Annotated in this window: 28 protein-coding genes and 1 other RNA gene; 12 read left to right on the top strand and 17 right to left on the bottom strand. The window is 56.3% G+C overall.

Features of this window, described 5'->3' with window-relative positions; genetic code table 11:
* Positions 1-2 precede the first annotated feature (2 nt).
* From lpxA to DS906_RS13565, 15 genes are all read right to left on the bottom strand, one after another.
* Entirely contained in the window at positions 3-788 is a 786-nt protein-coding gene (gene lpxA, locus DS906_RS13500; protein WP_113790664.1) for an acyl-ACP--UDP-N-acetylglucosamine O-acyltransferase, read from the bottom strand.
* Complete coding sequence (gene fabZ / locus DS906_RS13505) at positions 785-1258, bottom strand: 3-hydroxyacyl-ACP dehydratase FabZ (RefSeq protein WP_113790665.1); 474 nt, start codon at positions 1256-1258, stop codon at positions 785-787. The genes lpxA and fabZ overlap by 4 nt, the downstream gene beginning before the upstream one ends.
* A gap of 72 nt (positions 1259-1330) precedes the next feature.
* A complete protein-coding gene (locus DS906_RS13510; RefSeq protein WP_233494787.1) occupies positions 1331-1891 on the bottom strand; it encodes an OmpH family outer membrane protein in 561 nt (186 codons plus the stop codon).
* Positions 1892-1922: 31 nt separating this feature from the next.
* Entirely contained in the window at positions 1923-4283 is a 2361-nt protein-coding gene (bamA, locus tag DS906_RS13515) for an outer membrane protein assembly factor BamA (RefSeq protein WP_113790667.1), read from the bottom strand.
* Positions 4284-4409: 126 nt separating this feature from the next.
* Positions 4410-4538, bottom strand: a complete 129-nt coding sequence (locus DS906_RS22640; RefSeq protein ID WP_255415405.1) for a hypothetical protein — start codon at positions 4536-4538, stop codon at positions 4410-4412.
* A gap of 89 nt (positions 4539-4627) precedes the next feature.
* A complete protein-coding gene (gene rseP, locus DS906_RS13520; protein ID WP_113790738.1) occupies positions 4628-5980 on the bottom strand; it encodes an RIP metalloprotease RseP in 1353 nt (450 codons plus the stop codon).
* A 4-nt stretch (positions 5981-5984) separates the two neighbouring features.
* Complete coding sequence (dxr, locus tag DS906_RS13525; protein WP_113790668.1) at positions 5985-7157, bottom strand: 1-deoxy-D-xylulose-5-phosphate reductoisomerase; 1173 nt, start codon at positions 7155-7157, stop codon at positions 5985-5987.
* Positions 7157-7939 (bottom strand): phosphatidate cytidylyltransferase, encoded by a 783-nt coding sequence (locus tag DS906_RS13530; protein WP_113790669.1) that lies wholly within the window; start codon positions 7937-7939, stop codon positions 7157-7159. The genes dxr and DS906_RS13530 overlap by 1 nt, the downstream gene beginning before the upstream one ends.
* Positions 7936-8667 (bottom strand): isoprenyl transferase, encoded by a 732-nt coding sequence (locus DS906_RS13535; RefSeq protein ID WP_113790670.1) that lies wholly within the window; start codon positions 8665-8667, stop codon positions 7936-7938. Before DS906_RS13535 ends, DS906_RS13530 begins: the two co-directional genes overlap by 4 nt.
* Before the next feature lie 9 nt (positions 8668-8676).
* Positions 8677-9240, bottom strand: coding sequence for a ribosome recycling factor (gene frr / locus DS906_RS13540; protein ID WP_113790671.1), 564 nt, complete (start codon positions 9238-9240; stop codon positions 8677-8679).
* A gap of 186 nt (positions 9241-9426) precedes the next feature.
* Positions 9427-10422 (bottom strand): acryloyl-CoA reductase, encoded by a 996-nt coding sequence (gene acuI, locus DS906_RS13545; RefSeq protein ID WP_113790672.1) that lies wholly within the window; start codon positions 10420-10422, stop codon positions 9427-9429.
* Between the two features lie 58 nt (positions 10423-10480).
* Positions 10481-11584, bottom strand: a complete 1104-nt coding sequence (locus DS906_RS13550) for a dimethylsulfoniopropionate demethylase (protein WP_113790673.1) — start codon at positions 11582-11584, stop codon at positions 10481-10483.
* Positions 11585-12091, bottom strand: a complete 507-nt coding sequence (locus DS906_RS13555) for a DinB family protein (protein ID WP_113790674.1) — start codon at positions 12089-12091, stop codon at positions 11585-11587. It lies immediately after the preceding gene.
* On the bottom strand, positions 12091-12795 hold the full coding sequence (locus DS906_RS13560; protein ID WP_113790675.1) for a DUF1326 domain-containing protein: 705 nt from the start codon (positions 12793-12795) through the stop codon (positions 12091-12093). Before DS906_RS13560 ends, DS906_RS13555 begins: the two co-directional genes overlap by 1 nt.
* Positions 12796-12799: 4 nt before the next feature.
* A complete protein-coding gene (locus DS906_RS13565) occupies positions 12800-13591 on the bottom strand; it encodes a DUF2182 domain-containing protein (RefSeq protein ID WP_233494788.1) in 792 nt (263 codons plus the stop codon).
* Between the two features lie 86 nt (positions 13592-13677).
* Here DS906_RS13565 and DS906_RS13570 point away from each other — a divergent pair, with 86 nt between their 5' ends.
* The 7 genes from DS906_RS13570 (at position 13678) to DS906_RS13600 (ending at position 18425) form a co-directional block, all read left to right on the top strand.
* Positions 13678-14409 carry a FadR/GntR family transcriptional regulator gene (locus DS906_RS13570; RefSeq protein WP_113790676.1) on the top strand — a complete coding sequence of 244 codons (732 nt, stop codon included), beginning with the start codon at positions 13678-13680 and terminating at the stop codon, positions 14407-14409.
* Positions 14410-14419: 10 nt separating this feature from the next.
* Positions 14420-14782, top strand: a complete 363-nt coding sequence (locus DS906_RS13575) for a DUF4345 family protein (RefSeq protein ID WP_113790677.1) — start codon at positions 14420-14422, stop codon at positions 14780-14782.
* Positions 14783-14818: 36 nt separating this feature from the next.
* Positions 14819-15164, top strand: a transfer-messenger RNA (tmRNA) gene (gene ssrA / locus DS906_RS13580).
* A gap of 99 nt (positions 15165-15263) precedes the next feature.
* Positions 15264-15695, top strand: coding sequence for an ester cyclase (locus DS906_RS13585; protein WP_113790678.1), 432 nt, complete (start codon positions 15264-15266; stop codon positions 15693-15695).
* Positions 15696-15821: 126 nt separating this feature from the next.
* Entirely contained in the window at positions 15822-16637 is an 816-nt protein-coding gene (locus DS906_RS13590; RefSeq protein WP_113790679.1) for a chromate resistance protein ChrB domain-containing protein, read from the top strand.
* Positions 16634-17887 carry a chromate efflux transporter gene (chrA, locus tag DS906_RS13595; protein ID WP_113790680.1) on the top strand — a complete coding sequence of 418 codons (1254 nt, stop codon included), beginning with the start codon at positions 16634-16636 and terminating at the stop codon, positions 17885-17887. The genes DS906_RS13590 and chrA overlap by 4 nt, the downstream gene beginning before the upstream one ends.
* A gap of 76 nt (positions 17888-17963) precedes the next feature.
* On the top strand, positions 17964-18425 hold the full coding sequence (locus tag DS906_RS13600) for an SspB family protein (RefSeq protein WP_113790681.1): 462 nt from the start codon (positions 17964-17966) through the stop codon (positions 18423-18425).
* A gap of 33 nt (positions 18426-18458) precedes the next feature.
* Here the strand turns inward: DS906_RS13600 and DS906_RS13605 are convergent, their stop codons facing one another.
* Entirely contained in the window at positions 18459-19022 is a 564-nt protein-coding gene (locus tag DS906_RS13605) for a hypothetical protein (protein WP_369934863.1), read from the bottom strand.
* Positions 19023-19228: 206 nt separating this feature from the next.
* On the opposite strand from DS906_RS13605, the gene fumC reads away from it, so the two are divergent.
* The 5 genes from fumC to DS906_RS13630 all read left to right on the top strand — a co-directional run bounded on the left by fumC (position 19229) and on the right by DS906_RS13630 (position 22196).
* Positions 19229-20620, top strand: coding sequence for a class II fumarate hydratase (fumC, locus tag DS906_RS13610; protein WP_113790683.1), 1392 nt, complete (start codon positions 19229-19231; stop codon positions 20618-20620).
* A complete protein-coding gene (gene aroQ / locus DS906_RS13615) occupies positions 20617-21141 on the top strand; it encodes a gamma subclass chorismate mutase AroQ (protein WP_113790684.1) in 525 nt (174 codons plus the stop codon). The genes fumC and aroQ overlap by 4 nt, the downstream gene beginning before the upstream one ends.
* A complete protein-coding gene (locus DS906_RS13620; RefSeq protein WP_113790685.1) occupies positions 21138-21314 on the top strand; it encodes a DUF4169 family protein in 177 nt (58 codons plus the stop codon). Before aroQ ends, DS906_RS13620 begins: the two co-directional genes overlap by 4 nt.
* Positions 21311-21529 (top strand): ribbon-helix-helix domain-containing protein, encoded by a 219-nt coding sequence (locus tag DS906_RS13625; RefSeq protein WP_113790686.1) that lies wholly within the window; start codon positions 21311-21313, stop codon positions 21527-21529. The genes DS906_RS13620 and DS906_RS13625 overlap by 4 nt, the downstream gene beginning before the upstream one ends.
* Before the next feature lie 64 nt (positions 21530-21593).
* Complete coding sequence (locus DS906_RS13630) at positions 21594-22196, top strand: DNA-3-methyladenine glycosylase I (RefSeq protein ID WP_113790687.1); 603 nt, start codon at positions 21594-21596, stop codon at positions 22194-22196.
* Positions 22197-22199: 3 nt separating this feature from the next.
* On the opposite strand, the gene DS906_RS13635 is transcribed toward DS906_RS13630, so the two are convergent.
* Positions 22200-23081, bottom strand: coding sequence for a fructose bisphosphate aldolase (locus DS906_RS13635; protein ID WP_113790688.1), 882 nt, complete (start codon positions 23079-23081; stop codon positions 22200-22202).
* Between the last annotated feature and the right edge of the window lie 59 nt (positions 23082-23140).

A 23140-nucleotide genomic window follows, 5' to 3' on the forward strand; every position in this document is an offset into this window, starting at 1 on the left:
GTTTATTTCCCCGGTGTAAGGAAAGACCGATCCGAATGTCCGGTGACAAAATCGACGATCCGCTGAACGTATTCGCTTTCGTTATCCGCGCCGACCCGGTGCGCGCGCTCCATGAACGTACCATCGCCAGTCGACAATTCGCGGAAGGCCGCCCGCAAAGCGGCAATATCCTCACGTGAGACACCGCGCCGTTTGAGGCCGACGAGATTTAGACCATCAAGTTCGCCACGCGGCGCCTGAACCAGGCCATATGGGATCACGTCATTCGGAACCATGGTCAACGCGCCAATGATCGCGCCGCGCCCAACGCGGACCCACTGGTGCAATCCAGAGATACCACCGACAATCACGTCATCCTCAATGATGCAATGACCCGCTGCGCCGGCATGGTTCACCATGATCACCCGATTGCCGATCTGAACATCATGGGCCACGTGCACGCCCGCCATCAGAAGACAGTCATCTCCGATCCGCGTTACGCCACCGCCACCATCGGTCCCGGTATTCACCGTGACATGTTCGCGAATCCGATTGCGTTTGCCGATATCAAGGCGCGTATTCTCACCGCCGAACTTCAGATCCTGCGGGATCTCTCCGATGACCGAAAAGTTGAAGATAACGGTCTCTTCACCGACCGAAGTATCGCCGGTCACCACGACATGCGATTTCAGCTCGACCCTATCCGCAAGCTTGACCTGAGGACCCACATAGCAAAACGGACCTACGACGCAGCCTTCACCAATCTGCGCGCCGTCTTCGATGATTGCGCTTGGATGGATGCCGCTCATTTGGTCTTTTCCATATCCCAGTCGACATAGGCCGAGAATTCGGCCTCGGCCGCGACCTCTCCTTCGACCGTGGCACGGCCACTGAACTTGAAGATCTTGCCACCCTTTTTACCGCGAACCGTTTCGACATGCATCTCAAGCACGTCGCCCGGGATCACCTTGCGACGGAATTTGCATTTGTCGATGTTCATGAAATAGATCAGCAGCTCACTGTCGATCACATCCATGCCCACGCCCAGCATGACCCCTGCGGTCTGTGCCATCGCCTCGACAATGGTCACGCCCGGCATGATCGGGGTTCCCGGAAAATGCCCTTGGAAATGCGGCTCGTTCATGGTGACGTTCTTGATGCCAACAGCCGATTGAAAGCCCGAGATATCGACGACTTTGTCGACCAGCAGAAACGGATAGCGGTGAGGCAATATCCGCTGGATCAGCTGAATGTCTGCGCTTTTGGTTTCCGTGGTCATAGTGCAGTCGTCCCGTTCTGGATTTCTCTTTGACGCGTGGTTAGCAACACCGCGCCTCAAGGGCAAGCAAACCTATTCTTTGCTCTCGTCTTCAAGTTGGCTGCCATCGCCAATCTGTTCATTGATCCGCGCAATCGCCGTGTCCGTCACATCGGTTCGGTCCGAGCTGAGAAAGACATTGGACCGCTCGATAACCACCGATGCCCCGGATTCGCGCAACAACTCGATCAGGATCGGTTGCACAAGAACCAGAAAAGTCTGCCGCGCTTCCTCGCTTTGGCGTGCAAGGGCGTCCAGTTTGGCGCGCTGACTTTCGCGGTGCGACTGAACTTTATTGTCGAAGGCCTCGGCCAGAGGGCGAAACTCCTCGGTTGGCAGTTCTGCGCGCTTTTCGGTCAGGTCTTTTTCTTCCTTGCTCAGCTCAGCGACGATCCGTTCATTCTCGTCAGCCAGCAATGTGCCTTCGATTTCGATCTCGCGCATGACGCGGCGACCAAATTGCGACTCGGAAAACAACCGGTCGCTGGACAGTGTCAGAACATTCGCCTGAGGAACGCCTAGTTGCTGCGCCTGAGCGGTCGACACGCAGGCCAGCACCAGAAAAACGCACAGGGCCCGAATTGGGCCCTGCACTTCATTACATATCCGGTTCAACATCTGGCGATCAGAACCGCGCCTGAACAGTCAGGTCAAAGTTCTGTTCCTTGTCGAAGTCTTCTTTCTTCAAAGCTTTGGAGAAGTTGAACCGCAGAGGCCCAAAAGGCGTTTCCCACAGAACCGACACACCGATCACATGGCGGACAGACCCGTCCGCACCCACGATGTCGGCACCAGCAGTGTTCACGTTGTTGATGTTGTAGACGTTACCAACATCGTAGAACACACCGCCGCGCAAACCCAGTTCTTCGGGCAGGCCAAGTGGGAAGTCTGATTCAAAGCGGGCAACCCAGTAGTAGTTACCACCGATCGCATCGTCCTGGCCGTTCGACAGGTCTCGCGGACCCAGGCCCGCAGGTTCAAAGCCACGGAACGTGTTCGGACCAATCAAGAAGCGGTCGAGCACTCGGCTGAAGTCGTCGCCCTGCCAATGCAGTGCACCTACTTCCATCGATGCCCGCAGAACAACTTCCTCGTTCAGGACACGTGTCTGCGCAATACCGCGCGCTGTGGTTTTGTAGAACTCGTTGTCGCCGCCAAGACCGGCCGCATCAACGCCCACCTCAAACAAAACGCCCGCATTCGGGTTCAGACCACCGCGTCGGCTATCATAGAGGTAAGATACGCCCAGTGTGCTGGATGTCCGTTTGCCCTGCTCGATTTCCGAAGCGATAACAGCACCGTTCACTTCATCGTCCTGCTGCGTCATCTCGCTGCGGTTCCAACCATAGCGGAGACGGAGCGAAGACAATTCGCTGATCGCGTAGCTCAGCTGCGGCTCGAAGAAGACGCGCTTGGTATCGTAGCTTGCAAAGCTCGAATTCGTCGATGCCAGGCCAAGACCAAGATCGAACTGCAACCGGCGACCCAGCAAATATGGTTCGGTGAAGTTAATGATGTATTGCTCGGAATCCTGCGCCGTCGAAAGGGTCAAGCCAAGGTTTTGACCACGACCCAGGAAGTTGGATTCGTTCAGTCCAATTGCAATCCCGAAACCGTCGGAAATCGAGTAGCTACCACCGAGGCTCAGCGAGCCGGTGGGCTGCTCTTCGACATCCACATCCACAATCACTTGGCTGGGCGTGGACCCTTCGCGCGGCTCAACGTCAGCCACGGCGAAGAACCCAAGGGCACGGATACGTTCGGCACTCTGGCGGATTTCGCGCGGGTTGAACGGATCACCTTCGACCGTATCGAACTGGCGGCGGATCACGCGGTCCAGTGTCGTTGTGTTGCCTTCGATGTCGATACGTTCAACAAAAATCCGCGGACCTCTGGTCAGAACAAACTGAACGTCCAGCGTCAGATCGCGGGGGTTACGTGTGACCCGCGGTTCGACCCGCAGGAAATCAACACCCTGTTTCAAACCCAACCGTTCCTGACGCGCGATCGAGCTTTCAATCAGAGACGGGGAATAGGTCACACCCGGACGGATTTTCAACGCCGCTTGATATACGGCGGGATCCACCCCGGGAATTTCACTGACGGTCGAAATCTTACCGAACGAGAACTTCTGCCCCTCGGTGATGTTCATCACCAGGAAGAACGCGTCACGTTCGCGGGTGAATTCGACGTTTGCGCTGTTCACGCGGAAATCCACGTATCCACGCGAAAGATAAAAGTCGCGAATGACTTGCTTGTCGAACTCAATCCGGTCAGCGATAAACGTGTCGCCGCGCAGGAAGGTACGCAGAATGTTGGCCTGCTTTGTCTCAAGAATTCGGCGCAAGCGGCGATCCGAGTATGCCCGATTGCCGACGAAGCTTACACGCTCGACCTCGATCGTGGTGCCTTCGGCAATTTCAAAGACAAGATCGACGCGGTTGTCGCTGCGGCGAATGATGCGCGGGATAACAGTCGCGGAAACGCGGCCCTGCGCTGAATAGATTTCGGCGATCTGATCCGCGTCGGCTTCAGCAAGCTGTGGTGTGAAAACCCGGCGGGGCTGAGAATTGATGGCCTCAAGTAAAAGATCGTCTTTTACGCGACGATTGCCTTCGATGCTGATCTGGTTGATCGTCGGATATTCTTCGACCTCGATCACCAGAGTGCTCCCGCGCGGCGTCAGTTCAACTGTCTCAAAAACACCACTGTCAAGCAAACGCTGAAACGCGTCGTTCAACTGTCCGGCAGTCACTGTCTGGCCGGGTTGGATTCCAGTCCGGGCAATAATTGTCGAACTTTCGATCCGCCTGTTACCCTCAACATCGAACGAATTGATAGTGTAGCTTTGCGCGCGCGCAACCTCCGGTAAGAAGGTTAAGCTAGCTATAATTACAAAGGAAAAAATACGTAGCGTCTGCCACAAAATCTTGTTTGTTGGCTTCTGCCCCCCGCAGGATGTGCCTGCGCCTCGCCTATCAGTCATTTTTTTCTCTACCCAGAATTTTAGGACTTTATTGTTGAGTAGCGAGATTAAGTTTCCTTGTCAAAAGACGAAAACACAAAGCGGCCCAGTGGGCCGCTGCAAGTTGTATTTAAAATGTGGCGAGAATCACATGCTGACAACGACAGCCCAGCCACCAATCGCCAGTGCGGTCGCGCCGAAAAACAGCAGAACGTCCCAGTTCAGCATGAACAGGAATCTAAAACTGTGATAAGATTTCCGCAGCGTGTTTGTCATTTGAGCCTCTGACACAAAAATTTAGACGCAGGTAGGCTAAGCGCGGATTGGGGCGAAAATGCGGCTTTTGTTGGCGCCCGCAGCCACAATCAGCAGAACAGATCGTTGGACACGGAAAAGACCATCAGACCCAGGATTAACGATATCCCTACCCCCATCAGAACCTTCAGCACACCATCGCTTGGTGGTTTACCTGCCACAGCCTCATATGCGTAGAACACCAGATGCCCGCCATCCAATGCAGGGATCGGAAACAGGTTCAGCAGCCCGACAGCCGTAGACAGCACAGCGATAAAGAAGATGAAGCTTTGCGCACCTTGGCTGGCCATCGCCCCGGAGGTTTCGGCAATACCAATGGGGCCGGACATGTTGCAGGTGCTTATGGCCCCTGTAACCATGTGCCAGATACCCGACAGCGACCCGTCTATAATGCGCAGAGTTTGACGTGCACCGCCGGAAATGGATTCAAGAACACCAGCCGCCTCGGTCGCAGGTTCCAACATCATGCCGCCAACGATACCGATGCGCCAATGCGTGACAAAGCCGCCTTCTGACTGCGGCTCGTCCGTGCGGCGTGGGGCAAGTGCGAACTCAAGATCTGCCCCGTCGCGCCAGACATTCAATAGCAGAACCCTCCCGTCGGACCCTTCGACATGCTCCTTCAACTGATCAAATGCAAAGATCGGGTCCCCGTTGACCGACGTGATGACATCACCACGCTTAAGGTCGATATCCATGGCCGCACTACGAGGCGTAACCTGTTGAATCAGGGGCGGAAACAGCCAGGGACCGGTCACATCCATGGTCTGACTATCGCGGATGACCGTATAATCCAGAACCGGTTCCACCGGCAACACGTCAACAAAGTCGGCCCATGCGCCCGCCTCGTCGAAATCGGGCACAGCCACACCGCCAATGGCGACGATTTCGTCACCGTCCTGCAATTGCTGAACAGTGCCGGGCAAAGAGTGCAAGGTCCCAACGGTCAATGGGTCTTTGGTCACGCCCTGGGTCAGGAAAATCAGACCAAACACCAGGATCGACATGATGAAATTGAAAACCGGGCCTGCGGCAACCGTGGCCGATCGGGCCCAAAGAGGTGCACCATGCATAGTGCGGCGCAAATCCTCCGGGCTCTGTTCGGTAATTTCCTCCATCGCGGTTTCGTCTTTGCCCGACGCCGCATTCGCATCGCCTAGGAATTTGACATACCCACCAAAAGGCAGCGCGGCGATCTGCCACCGCGTGCCGCGCTTGTCGATGCGGCTCCAGAGAACCGGGCCAAACCCAACCGAGAACACCTCGGCATGGATACCGGACCAGCGTCCAACGATGTAATGGCCGTACTCGTGCACCGCGACGATCACCGAAAGTGCGATGACAAAGGCAATGATCGTGTACAGCAAATTGCCAAACTGAGGGATCAGAGAAAGTACGTCCAAAATTTTATCCTGCTCGTTGGATGACGATGTCATCTACCCATGTACGTGCCAAATGGTCCGTTTGCAGCACGTTATCAAGAGTTAAAGGGGCATCAATAAGGCCACCTGCGGCCTCGAATCTGTCCAGAACGGCCTCGACTATCTCGGCCATCTGAAGGAAACCGATTTCGCGCGCGACGAACCGATCCAACGCCCGTTCTTTGGCGGCGTTGAACACAGCACCTGACAGGCCACCGCGTGCCATCACGGCGCGCGCCAAGCGCAGCGCGGGATACCGCGCCTCATCGGGTTCACTGAACCTCAGCTGCCCAAGTTTGCCAAGGTCCAGCCGTTCGACCGGCAAACCCTTTCGGTCGGGCCAGTGGAGAGCGTACCCGATGGCATGGCGCATATCCGGTGCACCCATATGGGCCATGACAGCGCCGTCCTGGAACCCGACTAAGGCGTGAACGATGGATTCGGGGTGCACCAGCACTTCGATCTGATCCGGGGACACGCCGAAGAACTCTTTGGTTTCAATCAGCTCCAGCGCTTTGTTGAACATAGATGCGCTGTCGATTGTGATCCGCTGCCCCATATCCCAGTTCGGATGGCTCGAGGCTTGCTCGACCGTTGCATGCGCCAGCTTGCTCAGCGGCCAATCGCGAAAGGCGCCGCCACTTGCAGTGATAATGATACGCTCGACCGCAGACATATCCTCGCCGACAAGCGCCTGAAATACGGCTGAATGTTCGCTGTCGACCGGCAAAAGCCGCGCGTTGTTTGCTTTGGCTGTCTCAAGTACCAACGCGCCGGCGCAGACCAGCGTTTCCTTATTGGCCAACGCCAGCGTGCCGCCTTGCCTGAGTACCTCTAGGCCCGGCTCCAGACCGGCGGCGCCGACAATGGCCGACATAACCCAATCGGCAGGCCGTGCCGCAGCTTCGGTCAGCGCATTTTGACCAGCGGCCACTTCGACGCCCGAACCTGCAAGGGCCGCGCGCAGATCATCCAGCCGGCCTTCGTAGGCCGTAATTGCCACATCGGCGTTCAAACGCCGGGCATCTTCGGCCAGTTTTTCGATATTCGCCCCGCCCGAAAGCGCGACGACGTCATAGGACGAAGGGTCGCGATCAATCAGATCGATTGTGTTTTGCCCAATTGATCCGGTCGCGCCGAAGATTGAGATTTTGCGCATCACATCGCTCCGGGGGAATAGAGAATCCCGGCTATCAAAACGAACAAGGCCGCACCCATCATGCCGTCAAAGCGATCCAGAAACCCGCCATGACCTGGTATCAGGTTCGAGCTGTCCTTGACCGCGAATTTGCGCTTTGTTGCGCTTTCGACAATGTCCCCGGCCTGACTGGCCATCGACGCAAGCACCGAAATCACCACAAACATGACGCCAAAACCGGCATGCACAGCAAAGATCGTTCCAACCACAGCTGCTGCAGCCCACCCGCCTGCCGTGCCCGACCATGTTTTCTTTGGGCTGACCTTTGGCCAGAACTTAGGTCCGCCAAAGGTTTTGCCAACAAAATAGCCGGCAACATCCGTTGCCACGACCACCGAGATAAGCCAGACCATCCAGCCGAACCCCATGTTTTCGCGGATTGAGATGAAGCCCAGACCCGACGCAGCGATCCAGAGAGCGAAAAGCGCGTAGATCCCCTTGGAGCGGCTGATTTGCCCTGCCCCGACCAAGGCCGGTGCAAGCAGGAATGGCAGCGTATAAAGCGGTGGAAGATGATAGCTGAGCACGACCGCAACACCGGTGAGAATGCCCAACTGGATCGCCACACCATTGCGGTCCGGATCGATCATCCGCACGAGTTCCCAGGTCATCAATCCGCAGGCGATTGCGATAAAGGCTTCGAACCACAGCCCGCCCAGCCACACTTCGACCGAACCGATGCACACAAGCACCGCAGCAGACAGAACACGGGCAGTTAGGTCAGACCATCGGCCCTCGCTCATGCCGGAACCGCTCCGAACCGCCGGTCACGGCTTCCAAAGTTTCGGCACAGCCGTTCCAGCTCGGCCGAAGTGAAGTCAGGCCAGAGCGTGTCGATGAATTCGTATTCCGAATAGGCCGATTGCCACAAAAGAAAGTTGGATATACGGGCTTCGCCGCTGGTCCGGATCACCAAATCCGGATCGGGAAGAACGTGCGTATCCAGATACTTGGGCAGGGTTTCCTCGTCCACATCCTCGGGACGCAAATGGCCTTCGGCGACGTCACGCGCCAACCGTTTGGTCGCCCGGGCAACCTCATCCCGCCCGCCATAATTTAACGCAATGGTCAGATGCACCAGATCGTTGTGTTGGGTTGCAGCCTCTAAAGTGTCCATCAGTTCGGTCAGCTTGGAATCCAGTCGAACCCGATCGCCGATAAAGCGTACGCGCACACCAGCTTTGGTCAAGTTGCGCGCTTCTTTGATGATGTACCGTCGAAACAGGCTCATCAGCCCGGCTACTTCGACCTGGGTCCGTTTCCAGTTCTCGGTTGAGAATGCAAAGACGGTCAGATACTTGATGCCCAAGTCCGGACAGGCCTCAACCACTTCCCGTACCCGCCGGGCACCGGCCTGATGCCCAAACAGCCTAGGCCGGTTGCGCGCCTGTGCCCAACGACCGTTCCCATCCATGATGATGGCGACATGGCGCGGTCCTGTGGCGGATGCGGGTTGAGAGGTGTCAGGCATGATGCGGGCTCAGACTTGCATGATCTCGGCCTGCTTGTTTTCAAGCGCGGCGTCTACGTTCTTGATCATCTGGTCGGTCAGGTCCTGAACTTCACTTTCCCAGAATTTCTGATCGTCTTCTGACATGCCGTCAGCCTTGGCTTTCTTGATCTGATCCATGCCGTCGCGACGGACGTTACGGATCGAAACGCGGGCGTGTTCGGCATATTGCCCGGCAACCTTGCCCAGCTCGCGGCGGCGTTCTTCGTTCAATTCGGGGATCGGCAGCATGATGATGGTGCCGTTCAGCTGTGGGTTGATGCCCAGACCGCTTTCGCGGATCGCTTTTTCAACCTTGCCCACCAAGCCTTTGTCCCAAACATTCACCGTCACCATACGCGGTTCGGGGACGTTCACGGTACCAACTTGATTGATCGGGGTCATCGACCCATAGGCGTCAACCATGATCGGTTCCAGCATCGACGCCGACGCACGGCCTGTTCGCAGCGAAGCGAATTCGGTTCTCAGGTTGCCCATGGCGCCGTCCATGCGGCGCTTCAGATCGTCGGTGTCCAATTCAAAATCGTCAGACATGCTGCTCACTCCCCGTCTTCAGGTGCTGTTTTGCATGGCTCATAGTCCATCGCAATTGGGATGTATAGCAATGATGATCCGGAATTGCGCCAATGACCAGAGGTGTTTCTGGTATTTTCGGGTTCTTTCAATGGCAACCGAACCGACCAGCACTGATGTCAGTCTGGTCGGTCATGTGCATAGGAATCAGGCGTTTACATCGACCACAACACGGCCTTTGACCTGCCCCTTTAGGATATCCGCACCCAATTGAGGCAGATCGCCCAGAGTCGCGGGATGGACCATTGCCTCAAGCATGTTCATCGGCAGGTCGGTTGCGACGCGTTGCCATGCACGCACCCGGTTGTCATAGGGCTGCATCACACTGTCGATGCCCAGCAGGTTGACGCCGCGCAGCAGGAACGGAATGACGCTTGCAGGCAGCCCTGCCCCTCCGGCCAGACCAACGGCTGCGACTGAGGCACCGTATTTCATCTGACCCAGCACTCGTGCCAACATCTCGCCCCCCACCGCGTCAATGCACCCGGCCCAGGACTCGCTTTCCAACGGGCGTTTCACGGTTTCATTGATGTCCTCACGTGGGACAATCGTGGTGGCGCCGAGTGATTTCAGATAATCACCCGCTTCTGGCCGACCTGTCACGGCAGCTACCTCATAGCCCAAATTGGCCAGAATGGCGGTCGCAACCGAACCAACACCGCCAGCAGCCCCGGTCACCAGGACAGGACCATGTCCCGGCTGCATACCTTGATCCTCAAGCGCCATAACCGCCAACATTGCTGTGAAACCGGCCGTGCCCACAGCCATGGCCTGACGTGTGTCCAAACCATCGGGCAAGGGAACCAACCAGTCGGCCAGGGCGTTGGCTTTTTGGGAATATCCACCCCAATGCGCTTCACCCACGCGCCAGCCGGTCAGAACGACCTTGTCGCCGGGCTTATAGCGATCGTCCGAGGACGCCTCGACCGTGCCGCTGTAATCAACGCCGGGCACGTGCGGGTAGCTGCGAACCAGCCCGCCTCCCTTCGGCGACATACAAAGGCCGTCCTTGTAGTTCACCGTTGAATACTCAACAGCGATTGTTACTTCGCCATGGGGCAGATCCCCAACGGAAAGCTGTTTGACCGAAGCGCTTGCCAGTCCGCTGTCTTCGTCCTTATCCATTACCAACGCATTGAACATTTCAACTTTCCTTTCTTTTCAACCAGTCACCAGCCTTTGCTGAACTGATAATTCCCGTTCATATCCAAAACTTGTCTCGCACGGTAGCGCCACGCATTCCGTCCGGTGTTTCAATTTCGATCCGTGTGCCGGGTTCCCAATGGCTCAGTTTGACCATTCCAATTGAAACATTGGTGTCGAAATCCGGGGACCAAGCGGCCGACGTAATCTGGCCAATCCGCTTGCCTGCAGCCACTACCGGCCAAGGGCGGTCGCATGGTGGCACGGCGTCGCCGTCGATTGCGATCGGACGGATTTGCTGAACCGGACCCTCCTTGGCCACGCGCAGCAGAGCGTCTCGGCCAATACAACCGATCGCCGTATGGGTGTTACAGAACTTGCCCAAACCGCATTCATGCGGCGTGTTGTCGTCGGTCATATCGTTGCCGTATGACAGTAACCCACCCTCAATCCGTTCGATTAGATTGGGACAGCCCGCACGGACGTGCAGGTCTTCGCCCGCCGCAAACAGCGCATTCCACAAGGGCATACCGATGTCCGAACCCTCGACATAGATTTCGAAACCACCTTGTTTGGAATACCCGGAACGCGCAATCGCGAGTTCACGTCCCTCGAATTCGAACTTGTCGAACTTAAAAAAGCGAATGTCACGCACACGGTCGCCAAAGACTCGGGCCAACAGATCATCCGCCTTCGGCCCCTGTATCGCCAGCGGAGATACGTCGGGTTCGTCGACCAGCACATCCAGACGGTATCCGTTGGCAATGCCCTTGACCCAAAGCAGCAAGTCACTGTCGGCAATCGAAATCCACCACCGATCTTCCGAGAGCTTCACCGCCACAGGATCATTCAGCATTCCGCCTGTTTCATCGACAATGGGAACGTAAAAGCACTGACCGGGCAACATCCTCCGCAGGTCCCGTGGCGTTAGCATCTGCATCAGCCGCGCGGCGTCCGGCCCACGCAGTTCGACCTGCCGTTCACATGAGACATCCCAAACCTGCACATGGCTTTTCAAGTGCCGATAATCCGCCTCAGCGGATTCGAAAACAGTGGGCAATAACATACGGTTATAAACCGTAAATCCTTTAACCCCTGCAGCCTCGACACCATCCGAAAAAGGGGTTCGGCGCAGGCGACGCGAGAGTGAGATCTGTGCCACTTAAGCCTCCTCAGGCAGAAAAACCAGATCGCTCACCGGTGCAGCAGAACCTGTTTCGGTCAACATCTGATGCAGCTGACCCCGGTGATGTGTTTGGTGGTTGAAGAAATGAATGACGCATTGCGCATAGGGTTTCGTGACATCGGCTTCTTTTGCGGCCGAGAACCATGTGAAGGGGCCGCGCAGATCCTCGTCATTCAAAGACGCAGACCATTGAGAGATCCGCTGGTCGATTTGATCGCGCAGCGGCAACCATTCTGCCAGATCGGCGCAGAGTGACGGGCTTTCCGGGATGCCGCCGCCGGGACCCTGCCCTTTGTCAAACCGCGACATCCATATCCAGTCCCCCCAAAGCAGATGATTTGCCGTGCCCAGGATCGAACCAAAAAATGCTCCGCGCTCGCGCGTCAGTTCCTCATTCGAAAGCGCTGCAAGGAACCCCTTCAACTGGCTGTTTTGCCAGTGATTATACCGAGCCATCTCTTGCGCATAGGCGGCGGTGATCATCACTTGGGCCCATGCCAGTCGATTGGGCAGATTTCGGCGGATTTGCCGCCAAAGTCCCAAACACGGCCGTAGTCGCGCACTTTGGACTTCGTCCCACGTGCAACGATGATGTCCGGCCCCATCCAATACTTCGAGTTCGACACCATGACCGGATGCTCGGGGTCCTTGCCGCCCAGCATCTCAATCTCACCCTGAATCTTGCGGCCAATCGCGATGCGGCGCTTGTTGCCGTCGCGCTCAATCTGAACCGGCGCGCGCTCGGCCCCGATAATCTCGCTGACCAGCATGGTAAACAAACCGGTGGTCCCGCCCGCTTGACCGCTGAAGATTTGCAACAGACCGTTGTAGGCCTTGCCGCTGGCACGCTCATCTACATAAGCGGCCACTTTCCACTGGCCTTCGCCCATTCGGCCCGGAATATCGACCAGCAGCCCGACATTCAGACCGGACAGATCTTCGCCCTCATAGTGACCGTCATCAACGATAATACCCATCCACGCGTGGCAATGCCCCTCGGTCGGAGGATGCGCGCCCAACGAAACCACGCAGGGGCAGAACACATCGCATGAGCAGTTCAGGATCAATTCGCCTTTGATTGCCCAATCTGTCGGGCTCATCTCGCGCCGCTTGGGATTAGGCATACGGCTGTCAATGCGCTGACTGATCGGCAGCTTGTCGGCCTCTGTTTTTCTGTTCTTAGCCATAGGTTTATCCTCCGTAGCTTATTGGATAGACGAGCAGAACAAGACCGCCCGCAATCAATGCAAATCCCATCGGTCGGGTCACTGCGTGTCCGATCTGGGGTAGTTTCTCCAAAACCATGAACAGGGTCGCTAGGCCCATCCACAACAGGCTCATGACACCGCCAACAAAGCCGAGCGCCATGAAGCCCCAGCAGCAGCCCACACAAAACGCGCCCAGTCCCAGCCCCATGCGCAATCCGCCAGTGAACCCGGTTTTCCAGTGCCCCAGAAAATAGGTCATGGGGGCATGGCAGACGCCGTGGCAGACCTCTTTCGCGCGGGTGAACTGAAATGCGCCGATGGCGATCATCAGGCCGCCCGCGAAATACCCGGATTTGCCGATGCCCAGCATGTCAACGACCCCACCAAACAACAGCACCAACTGAACACCGGTGATCAAAGCTGCAAAGCCAACCCAGACGACCAGATACCCGGATAGAACACCCAACCAACCTGCGCGCGAGCCATTGGCACTGCGGATCAGATCGTCATAGCTGCGCAACGTCGGCACGAGCGTCGGCAGCATCATAGCCGCCATCATGATAGCCCACATCCAGAACAGCGGGCCAAACTCGGCCATGGGCATATACATGTCCATGCGCGGATCCATCGCGGCCATGGCCTGTCCCATTGGACCGGGACGACCGATCCAATCCAGATCCATGTCGCGACTCATGGTGAACATGACCCACCACGCGGACAGGATCAGGGCATAAAACCCCAGCCAAAATGCAGTGCGTAGAACTGTGCGACTCACGCGCTCCTCCCGACTCAATCCTTGCTTTTCAAATGTCAGACTTTTAAATGTCAGACAAATAAAAATTCACCGACGGTCCCCGGAATATGAAAATCGACCCAAAAAAACCTGCTGATCTGTCTGCGCAGATCGCTCAGGCCATTCGTGACGCGATCATCTCTGGCGAATTGATCGTGGATGAACGTTTGCCGTCCGAGGCGGAATTGTCCGAGCAATTCCAGGTGTCTCGCCCAACCGTGCGCGAGGCTTTGAAGCGTCTGGCGGCACAATCCCTTATCCGCACGCAACGCGGTGCAAGCGGTGGTGCATTTGTGAACCGGTTGAGTTTTGAGGGCGCGTATTCTCAGCAGATAACGACTTCGACCCTGTTGCTGTCGATGAATGCGATCAGTTTCGACACCGCCTGCGAAGCGCGCTTCGCTCTCGAACGCGCCTGCGCCGCCTTGTCCGCGCAACGCCGAACCGCAGATCAACTGGCCACCATGCGGGCCGAAGTTCACCGCCAATCCCAACCGGGCCTGACGGATGAGGCATTCTGCGCCTCGGACGTGGCGTTTCACCGAGCGCTGGTTGATGGTGCCGGCAATCCCGTACTGTCTTATCAACTGGCCGGCGCGGTCGAGGCGATGCAGCCGCTGATGAACATGATCACTTTCACGGCGCGGTCTCGGGAAGCAATTATTGCCTTCCACAATCAGATCGCCGACGCGCTGGAAGATCGCGACTCGACCAAAGTGGACACGACGCTAGTTGAACTTGAGAGCTACACAAGACAATTAGCGCAAGACGTGGCGCAGCAGCGACGTAATCCGGCGTAAGGAAAATGAAATGACCACCGCTTTGAACGTGATTGCAGCCCTCATGACCATTGGGTTCGGCCTGTTCGGGTTTCTCGCGCCCAGTTTTACCTTGGGCGCGCTGGATCTGAGCACCACCAACAGCAACATGGGACTGAGCGAGATGCGTGCTTCGGTCGGCGGGCTTTTCGTCGTCACTGGGGTGGCGGTTTTGATCCTCAACAACCCGATGGCCTACGCCATGCTAGGGGTTGTCTATGCGGGCGCGGCATTGGGCCGGTTTGTTTCAGTCTTTCTGGACAACCCGCCTTTGTTCAAAGCGGTTACTTTTGGTGGAATCGAACTGGTCCTTGCGCTTTGGTTGATACTGGCAAACATCAATAGGGCCGCCTAACCTACTGTAATTATTTCAAAGGCCCGGTACGATTCCCGGTTTGCATCCGGCCGCTGGCTCACCTATATAGGGTATGTCCTTCGGGACTATGGACATAAACGCGCTCGTAATAAGCGGATCGGACCCGGGGGCGGTACCCGGCGGCTCCACCAACATCCTTCATTTGGGGATCATGGGGCCGAAATAGGATCGACGAACGTCTAAAGGGGTTAGCTTTGTCTCGGCGGGGTGCCACCGTATCGGCCCGAAAAGTACAATTGCAAATGACAATCGTGCTCCGGTTGCAGTTGCTGCGTAAGCAGTAGCAAGACCGAAACTTAAGCCCTTGCGCCTAGCCGCGTAAGGCGGGGTTCGCAGGTACCTGGCAACAGAAACCTGCACTTTCTACTTAAAGTCTGAGTTTTTCGCTGAGCATGTTCATGTTCAGAGTTTTTTCACTATTTGGTCTCATGCTGACCCCAGCAGAATAAGGAGAGCTGGGATGTCGCACGCAGATCTACTCAGAGAGTGGTATTCCGAAGTTTGGGAAAACGGCAATACAGACGCGATTGACCAGTATTTTGCCCCCGAAGCCATGGCTGAAGGGCTTATTCCGGAAATGCTGGTCGGCGCGGATGATTTCCGGGATCTTGTCATGGCCTTTCGCCATATCCTTGGCGATATTCAGGTCGACATGCCCAAAATCATCGAAAACGGCGATTGGGTATCCGCCATCATTCACTTGCGTACGACACGCGCCGATAATGGTGCCCCGCTTCAGGCCACCGGCAGCGTCATGGGGCGGATCAAAAACGGTCGAATGGTTGAGGCGTATAACCAGTTCGATTTCATCTCACTCTTCGAACAGCTCGGCCAGTTTCCGCAGGACACTTTGCCTGTGTGTATGACCGGTCAAAGGCTGGATTGGGCTTGATCGCCTAAGCATTCTTGACCCCCTCGGCGCTTACGCGGTAGCAAGTGCCATGGGGTAAGATTGCGAACACCCCGTGAGGCGTCAGCCCAAGTTTCGCATGTATCCGACAAAACCAGGAGACATGCTATGCCCGCACCATACTCGATCACCCCAAAGCAATTGTTGAGACTGATAGGTACGCCGCAGGGCCCCATACTGATCGACATCTGTATGGATGCGGATTTTGAGGCTGACCCCAATCTTATTCCCGGCTCTATGCGCCATCCTGCAAAGGATATCGAAGGGCTGGTCAACCTGATCGGTGAGCGACCTGCAGTCGTGGTTTGCCAGAAAGGCAAGAAGCTCAGCCAGGCCGTTGTTTCTTGGTTGCGAGGCGAAGGTGTAAAAGCCGAATATCTGGAGGGAGGTATGTTTGCGTGGCGAGACATGCCAGACGCTCCGCGTGTGCCTGCGAAAGCATTTTCGATGCTGCAGCCCAAAGGTTCCCTTTGGGTGACCCGACACCGCCCAAAGATCGATCGCATCGCTTGCCCCTGGCTGATCCGGCGGTTTGTGGACCCAAATGCTCGGTTCCTGTTTGTTGCCCCGTCGGAAGTCGAAGCCACCGCTGCAATATTTGACGCGACCCCTTTTGACGTCGAAGGCGCTCATTGGAGCCACAGGCAAGACAAATGCACCTTTGACACGATGCTGGACGAATTCGCACTGCACACGCCCGCGCTGGATCGGCTTGCAACGGTCGTTCGGGCCGCAGACACCAATCGGCATGACCTTGCACCAGAAGCTGCCGGGTTGCTTGCGGTCTCTGTCGGGTTGTCCCGGCAATACCGCGACGATCACGAAAATCTTGCTGCAGGAATGCACCTGTACGATGCGCTGTATCGCTGGGCGCGCGACGGGTTTGAAGAACAACACGACTGGCCAATGGATCGCAAATCATGACCCCGACCCTATCGGAGCTGGTTCGTATCTTTGGACGCATCGGGCTTTTGTCCTTTGGGGGGCCTGCGGCGCAAATCTCACTGATGCATCACGAATTGGTGGAAAAACGCCCGTGGTTGGACGAACAATCGTATCTGCGGGCGCTGTCTCTTTGCATGCTGTTGCCCGGGCCCGAGGCCATGCAACTTGCCACTTACGCCGGCTGGCGGCTGCGCGGCGTGACCGGAGGGTTGATCGCCGGCGGCCTGTTCGTCATCCCTGGCGCGCTGATCATCGCCGTTTTGGTCGGGCTTTACGCAGCTTTTGGTGATCTGCCTCTGGTTCAGGCCGCTTTCCTTGGGGTGAAGGCCACGGTAATCATCATTGTCCTTCAGGCGCTTAGAAACCTGTCGCGCAAAGCCCTGACCGATGTGGAACACCGGGCAATCGCCGGATTGGGCTTTGTTGCAATCTTTGCCTTTAACTTGCCTTTTCCCTTGATCATTCTAGCTGCAGCGCTTTGGGGGTATCTGAGTTTCAAGGGTGAGGCCAGCACCGCCCAAACACCCCCTGCCCCAAGTGCGACGCGCCCGCTGCGCACCTGTGCCATCTGGCTGACCCTATGGCTTGGCCCATTGGTGTTGCTGAGCGTGACTGGGCAAAAATTGCTGAGCGATCTCGGGTGGTTCTTCGCCCGCCTGGCTGTTGTTACCTTCGGCGGCGCCTATGCGGTTCTAGCGTATATGACCCAAACCGTCGTCGACAAGTATCAGTGGATCAGCACAGATCAGATGATTGATGCGCTGGGGCTGGCGGAAACAACGCCGGGTCCCTTGATATTGGTGACGCAATTTGTGGCCATGCTGACGGGGCAGATTTCGGGCGGCATCCCTTTGGCACTTGCTGCCGGTGCCGTCGCGCTCTGGGCCACGTTTGTTCCGTGTTTCCTGTGGATCTTTCTTGCCGCGCCCTATCTGGACCAGCTGGCCGCCCGTCCACGGCTGTCCGCAGCCTTGCACGGAATAACAGCAGCGGTTGTTGGCGTGATTCTCAACCTTTCCGTGTGGTTTGCTCTTAACGTTCTTTTCGGAACAATCCCGGAATTGGCATGGGGACCCCTAACCATCCCATGGCCCGAACTTGCGACACTGAACATAAAAGCGCTGTTTTTGACGTTCATGGCCGGGGTGTTGATATTCAAGCTAAAATTCGGCATGGCAATGACCCTGGCTCTGATGGCCGTGGCCGGAGTCGGTTTTCATTTTCTTTGAACAATCCACCAACTCCCGGTCTTTCGTTTCCGAACGAATCCCCTATGCTTGGGATAACCACTTTTGAGGATCAAACATGTCGCAGGACATTGACTATGGAACCCTGATGCACACCGCCATGCGCGGCCTCATTCAGAAGGTTCTGACCAACGTTTCTGAAAACGGTCTGCCTGGGGCGCATCATTTCTTCATCACCTTCGATACCCGGCAGGACGGTGTTGAACTGGCCGACTGGCTGCGCGAACGCTACCCCGAAGAAATGACGGTCGTCATGCAGCACTGGTTCGAAAACCTCGAGGTCGGCGACAATGGTTTCGCGATCACGCTGAATTTCGGTGACGCGCCCGAACCGCTTTATATTCCATATGATGCGATCAAAACTTTCGTGGACCCGTCGGTTGAATTCGGACTGCGTTTCGAAAGTCCGGAAGACGAAGAAGAGGTTGCGACACATATCGTTGATGAAACGATTGAGGTTGAGGAAACTCCGGTCCAGCAAGACGCAGATGTCGTTTCACTGGACAGTTTCAGAAAGTAAGCTCAGACTTGCAAAACCAGCCTCTCGCGGGGTTTACTGTTTTTTGAGGAACGTATCGACCGAGCGGGATTTAATCCCGTTGCGGAACCGCGAAAAGGACAAGTTCAGCCCACCGTCGGCCAACGTGCGATCGAACTGCTGCAATTCGTAGCCACCGTTTTCATCAATGAACAACGAGAACACCGTCAGCGTCTCGCCCTCGATCCGGCCCCAGACGAACGGTTCACCCTGCATCGGGTCCAGGGGCACCTCGTGACCAAATACATTGCGCTTCATCGCCGCTGAATACACGTCGGACCTGTCAGATTGCTTGAAATCGATCGAGAAAGATTGATCTTTGACACGGCCATCCGGCTTATAGGTCGTGGTCTTCCAGCTAACGTTAAATCCCTCTTTGGTTTCATGGATCGAAACGCTCATATCGCGTGGGGTTTCGGTACCGTCATCGTCAACTAAATTGGCTGAACCGACGTAATCCCCGATAAAGGGGGTGATGTCGCCGGCCTGGGCCTGAAGATTGGCAAAGACAAGCCAGAATACAGCACCCACCGCGAATGCGATAAGCCGCAGCGGATTTTTTCCGTTTATTTGCAGCACCTGACCCTCCAGCGTTTTGATCTTGCTATTCTACCCCAGCCGCGGGCGCGCACAATGGCTCTCACGCTGCCGTCGCAAAGAAAATGCCGCATCCTAACGCCTATACCTTTGGTAGGGTTGCCATTATGGTGCGCGCAACAGGCCGATTGCGTGATGACGCCGTCACGGGTAAACGGCATACGACTGCATACTAGACGGAGTGACCGATGTCCCAGACCCGCACCGAATCCGACAGCTTTGGCCCGTTGGAAGTTCCCGCCGACAAATATTGGGGTGCACAAACTCAACGTTCGATCATGAACTTTCCGATCGGCTGGGAAAAGCAACCTGTTGCCATCGTGCGTGCGCTGGGCGTCATCAAAATGGCCTGTGCGATGGAGAACAAAGCCATCGGCAAGCTGGATGCAACGATCGCCGACGCTGTTATCCAGGCTGCGGGTGAAGTGATTGAGGGTAAGTTTGACGACAACTTCCCGCTGGTCGTGTGGCAAACCGGTTCGGGCACTCAGTCGAACATGAATTCGAACGAAGTGATCGCCAACCGCGCGATTGAGATCATGGGCGGTGTGATCGGCTCCAAAGAGCCGGTGCACCCGAACGATCACTGCAACATGGGGCAATCGTCAAACGACACGTTCCCGACAGCAATGCACATCGCCACCGCGATGAGCGTGCGGGACGTATTGCTGCCCGGGCTTGAGAAATTTGCATCGGCGCTGGAAGCGAAAGCCAAAGAGTTTGCCGGTATCATCAAGATCGGCCGCACACACACTCAGGACGCGACCCCACTGACATTGGAACAGGAGTTTGGTGGCTATGCGCACCAGATCCGCCAGGGTATTGCCCGGGTCAAGGCCGCAATGCCCGGCATCTATGAACTGGCACAGGGCGGCACAGCTGTTGGCACCGGTCTGAACACGCATGATGGCTGGGATGAGGCCGTCGCCAAGAACATGGCTGACATCACCGGCCTGCCCTTCGTTACCGCGCCCAACAAGTTCGAAGCGCTTGCCGCCCATGACGCCATGGTGTTCCTATCAGGCGCGCTGGCAACGATTGCGGGCTCTTGCTACAAGATCGCCAACGACATCCGGTTCCTGGGCTCTGGCCCGCGCTCTGGCCTGGGTGAGCTGATCCTGCCGGAGAATGAGCCTGGATCGTCAATCATGCCCGGCAAGGTGAACCCGACACAGGCCGAAGCGCTGACTCAGGTGGCCGCGCATGTAATCGGCAACGATGCGGCGATGAAGTTCGCTGGCTCACAGGGTCATTTCCAGTTGAACGTCTACAATCCGATGATGTCGTACAATCTGCTGCAATCCATTCAGCTGCTGGGTGACGCCACCGACAGCTTTACCGAGCGCATGCTGCTGGGCATCAAGGCAAATGAACCGCGCATCGACAAACTGATGAAAGAGTCTCTGATGCTGGTCACAGCGCTGGCCCCGACCATCGGTTACGACAACGCCACTACTGTCGCCAAAACGGCGCATAAGAACGGCACGACCCTCAAGGAAGAGGCCATTGCGCTGGGCTTTGTCGATGAGGAGACATTCGATGCGGTCGTCCGGCCCGAGCACATGATCGGCCCCAAATGATCGCGTGGCGCAAACCAACCTGTCTGTGCCTGCTGATCGCAGGCACAGCGACCTCAGCTCAGGCTGACCTGTTCGACCTGATCGACTCTCGGCTGGAATGGATGCAGGACGTTGCTGCGTTCAAACACGCCAATGACCGCCCGGTCGAAGACCTTGAGCGTGAAAAAGTCGTGATCGACAAGACCTTGGAACAAGCAGCGCTTGCGGGCGTTGACCCGGACAGCGCGCAGCTGTTTTTCGAAGTGCAGATCGAAGCCGCGAAAGAGATTCAATCCTGTTGGATTGAACGGTGGACCGAAGACCAAATCTCTGTTCCCGAAAGCTATGCGGACCTGACAACCGAAGTACGCCCTGCACTGTTAGATCTGGGCGGGAAGATCCTTGAGACATTGTCGGATCAACCACCGGTCTCAACTGCATCGCAGGCCGATTTTCTGGACACCGTGAATGTCGAATGCCTTTCAGATGACAGCCGTGCGGAATTGTTCGATAGTCTGACCAAAGTGAGACATGCGCAATGACGGAACCGGTCAATCTGAACAAATTTCGAAAGGAAAAAGCGCGGACCGAAAACAAGGCCCGCGCTGATCAAAATGCCGTCGCTTTTGGCCGCACCAAGGCCGAAAAGGATCTGGTAAAAAAGCAGCAACACAAGCTGAACCAACACCATGAAGGCCGTAAGTTGGACAAATGAGCGGACGCCCGGTCAAACGATCCCTGACGCTGAAAGGCCATCGGACATCCGTTTCGCTTGAAGACGAATTTTGGCAGGCGTTCCGGACCATCGCCAAGGAAAAAAACGTACCGATCAACGCTCTGGCGGCCGAAATTGATGTCGAGCGTGACCCGGAAATTGGACTTGCATCCGCCATACGGGTTTTCATTCTGAATTGGTATCAATCCAAGTAAATCAGTCTTGCTCTGACATCCTGAAACCGCTTACAGTAAGAGGGAACAAAAGGAGTACGAACCGGTGGTTGATACAGTTCTAGGGCCAGACGGAAAACCACGCTGCGCGTGGTGTCAGGCCGCGCCCGAATTCTTTGACTACCACGATCAGGAATGGGGGTATCCGGTTGGTGACGACCAGCGTCTGTTCGAAAAGCTATGCCTCGAAAGCTTTCAGTCCGGCCTAAGCTGGCGCACGATTTTGTCCAAGCGCGAGAACTTTCGGAAGGCTTTCAAAGATTTTGATATCAACGCAGTAGCCGCGTTTGATGATGCAGATACGCAGCGCATGTTACTAGATGCAGGGATTGTGCGGCATCGTGGGAAGATCGAGGCTGTGATTAACAACGCACGCCGCGCGCAAGAGTTAATTGCTGCCGAAGGGTCTCTGGCCGCTTATGTGTGGCGATACGAGGCGGATACACCGCCTGCCCCGCAAACCGCTTCAACGTCGCCGGAATCTGTGGCCATGTCGAAAGATCTGAAAAAACGGGGCTGGAAGTTTGTCGGGCCGACGACCGTGTTTGCCTTTATGCAGGCAATGGGGCTGGTGAACGATCACGCCGAAGGTTGCGTCATGCGTGAAAAAGCGGCGCAGTTGCGCCGCGAATTCACCAAACCCCAATAGTGTTTAGACTGACGCGCGGAAGATCTTGTCGATGTTTCCGCCCAGGGCCGCGTTGAACTCGGCATCGGATTGCTGTTTTGACAGGCCTTCGGTCAACGCGCGCGAGAAGGATGCGATCATCTTACCGTTCTGGCCCAGCAGATCGCAGGCCTGTTCCGTCGAATATCCGCCCGACAGCGCGACCACGCGCAGAACACGCGGGTGATCGGCCAATTCGTCATACAGGTTAGCCTGGTTAGGGATCGTCAGCTTGAGCATGACATCCTGTCCCTCGTCCAGCTGATCCAGGTTCTTCAGGATTTCGGCCTTCAGGATGTCTTCGGCTTGGGCTTTGGTGGCCGAGTTGATGTTCACCTCGGGCTCAACAATCGGAACCATTCCGGAAGCCACGACTTCGCGCGCAAAGTTGAACTGCTGTGCAACAACCGCCGCGATGCCTTCGGCGTTTGCCTCATGAATGACCGAGCGCTCCTTGGTGCCGAATACACCGTCGGCTTTGGCCAATGTTGCGGCCAGACCCGGGATGGGTTTCATCATCTGAACGCCATTCGCTTCGTCTTCCAAGCCTTTGTCAATCTTCAGGAAAGGCACAATGCCCTTCACTGACCAAAGGTAGTCGGCGACCTTCTGACCATCAATTTGCTCGCCCAGAGTGCGTTCGAACAGGATCGCGCCGATCACTTTGTCCTTGGTGAAATCATCCGCCAGAATGATCCGCGCACGCATTTTCTGGATTTCACCGAACATTTCTTCGTCCGAGGTGTATTCAGATGCGTCCACGCCATAAAGCGCCAGCGCCTTGGGGGTCGAGCCACCGCTTTGATCCAATGCTGCGATGAATCCTGCGCCGTTGGACATTTGTGCGCGCTGTTCTGCTGATGACATAAGACTTTCCCGTTCAATATGATTCCGCGATTTCAAACCGCATACAGCAAGGCGTGAAA

This window comes from Ruegeria sp. A3M17 (genome assembly GCF_003318255.1).
In the GTDB taxonomy this organism is placed as follows: Bacteria; Pseudomonadota; Alphaproteobacteria; order Rhodobacterales; family Rhodobacteraceae; genus Ruegeria.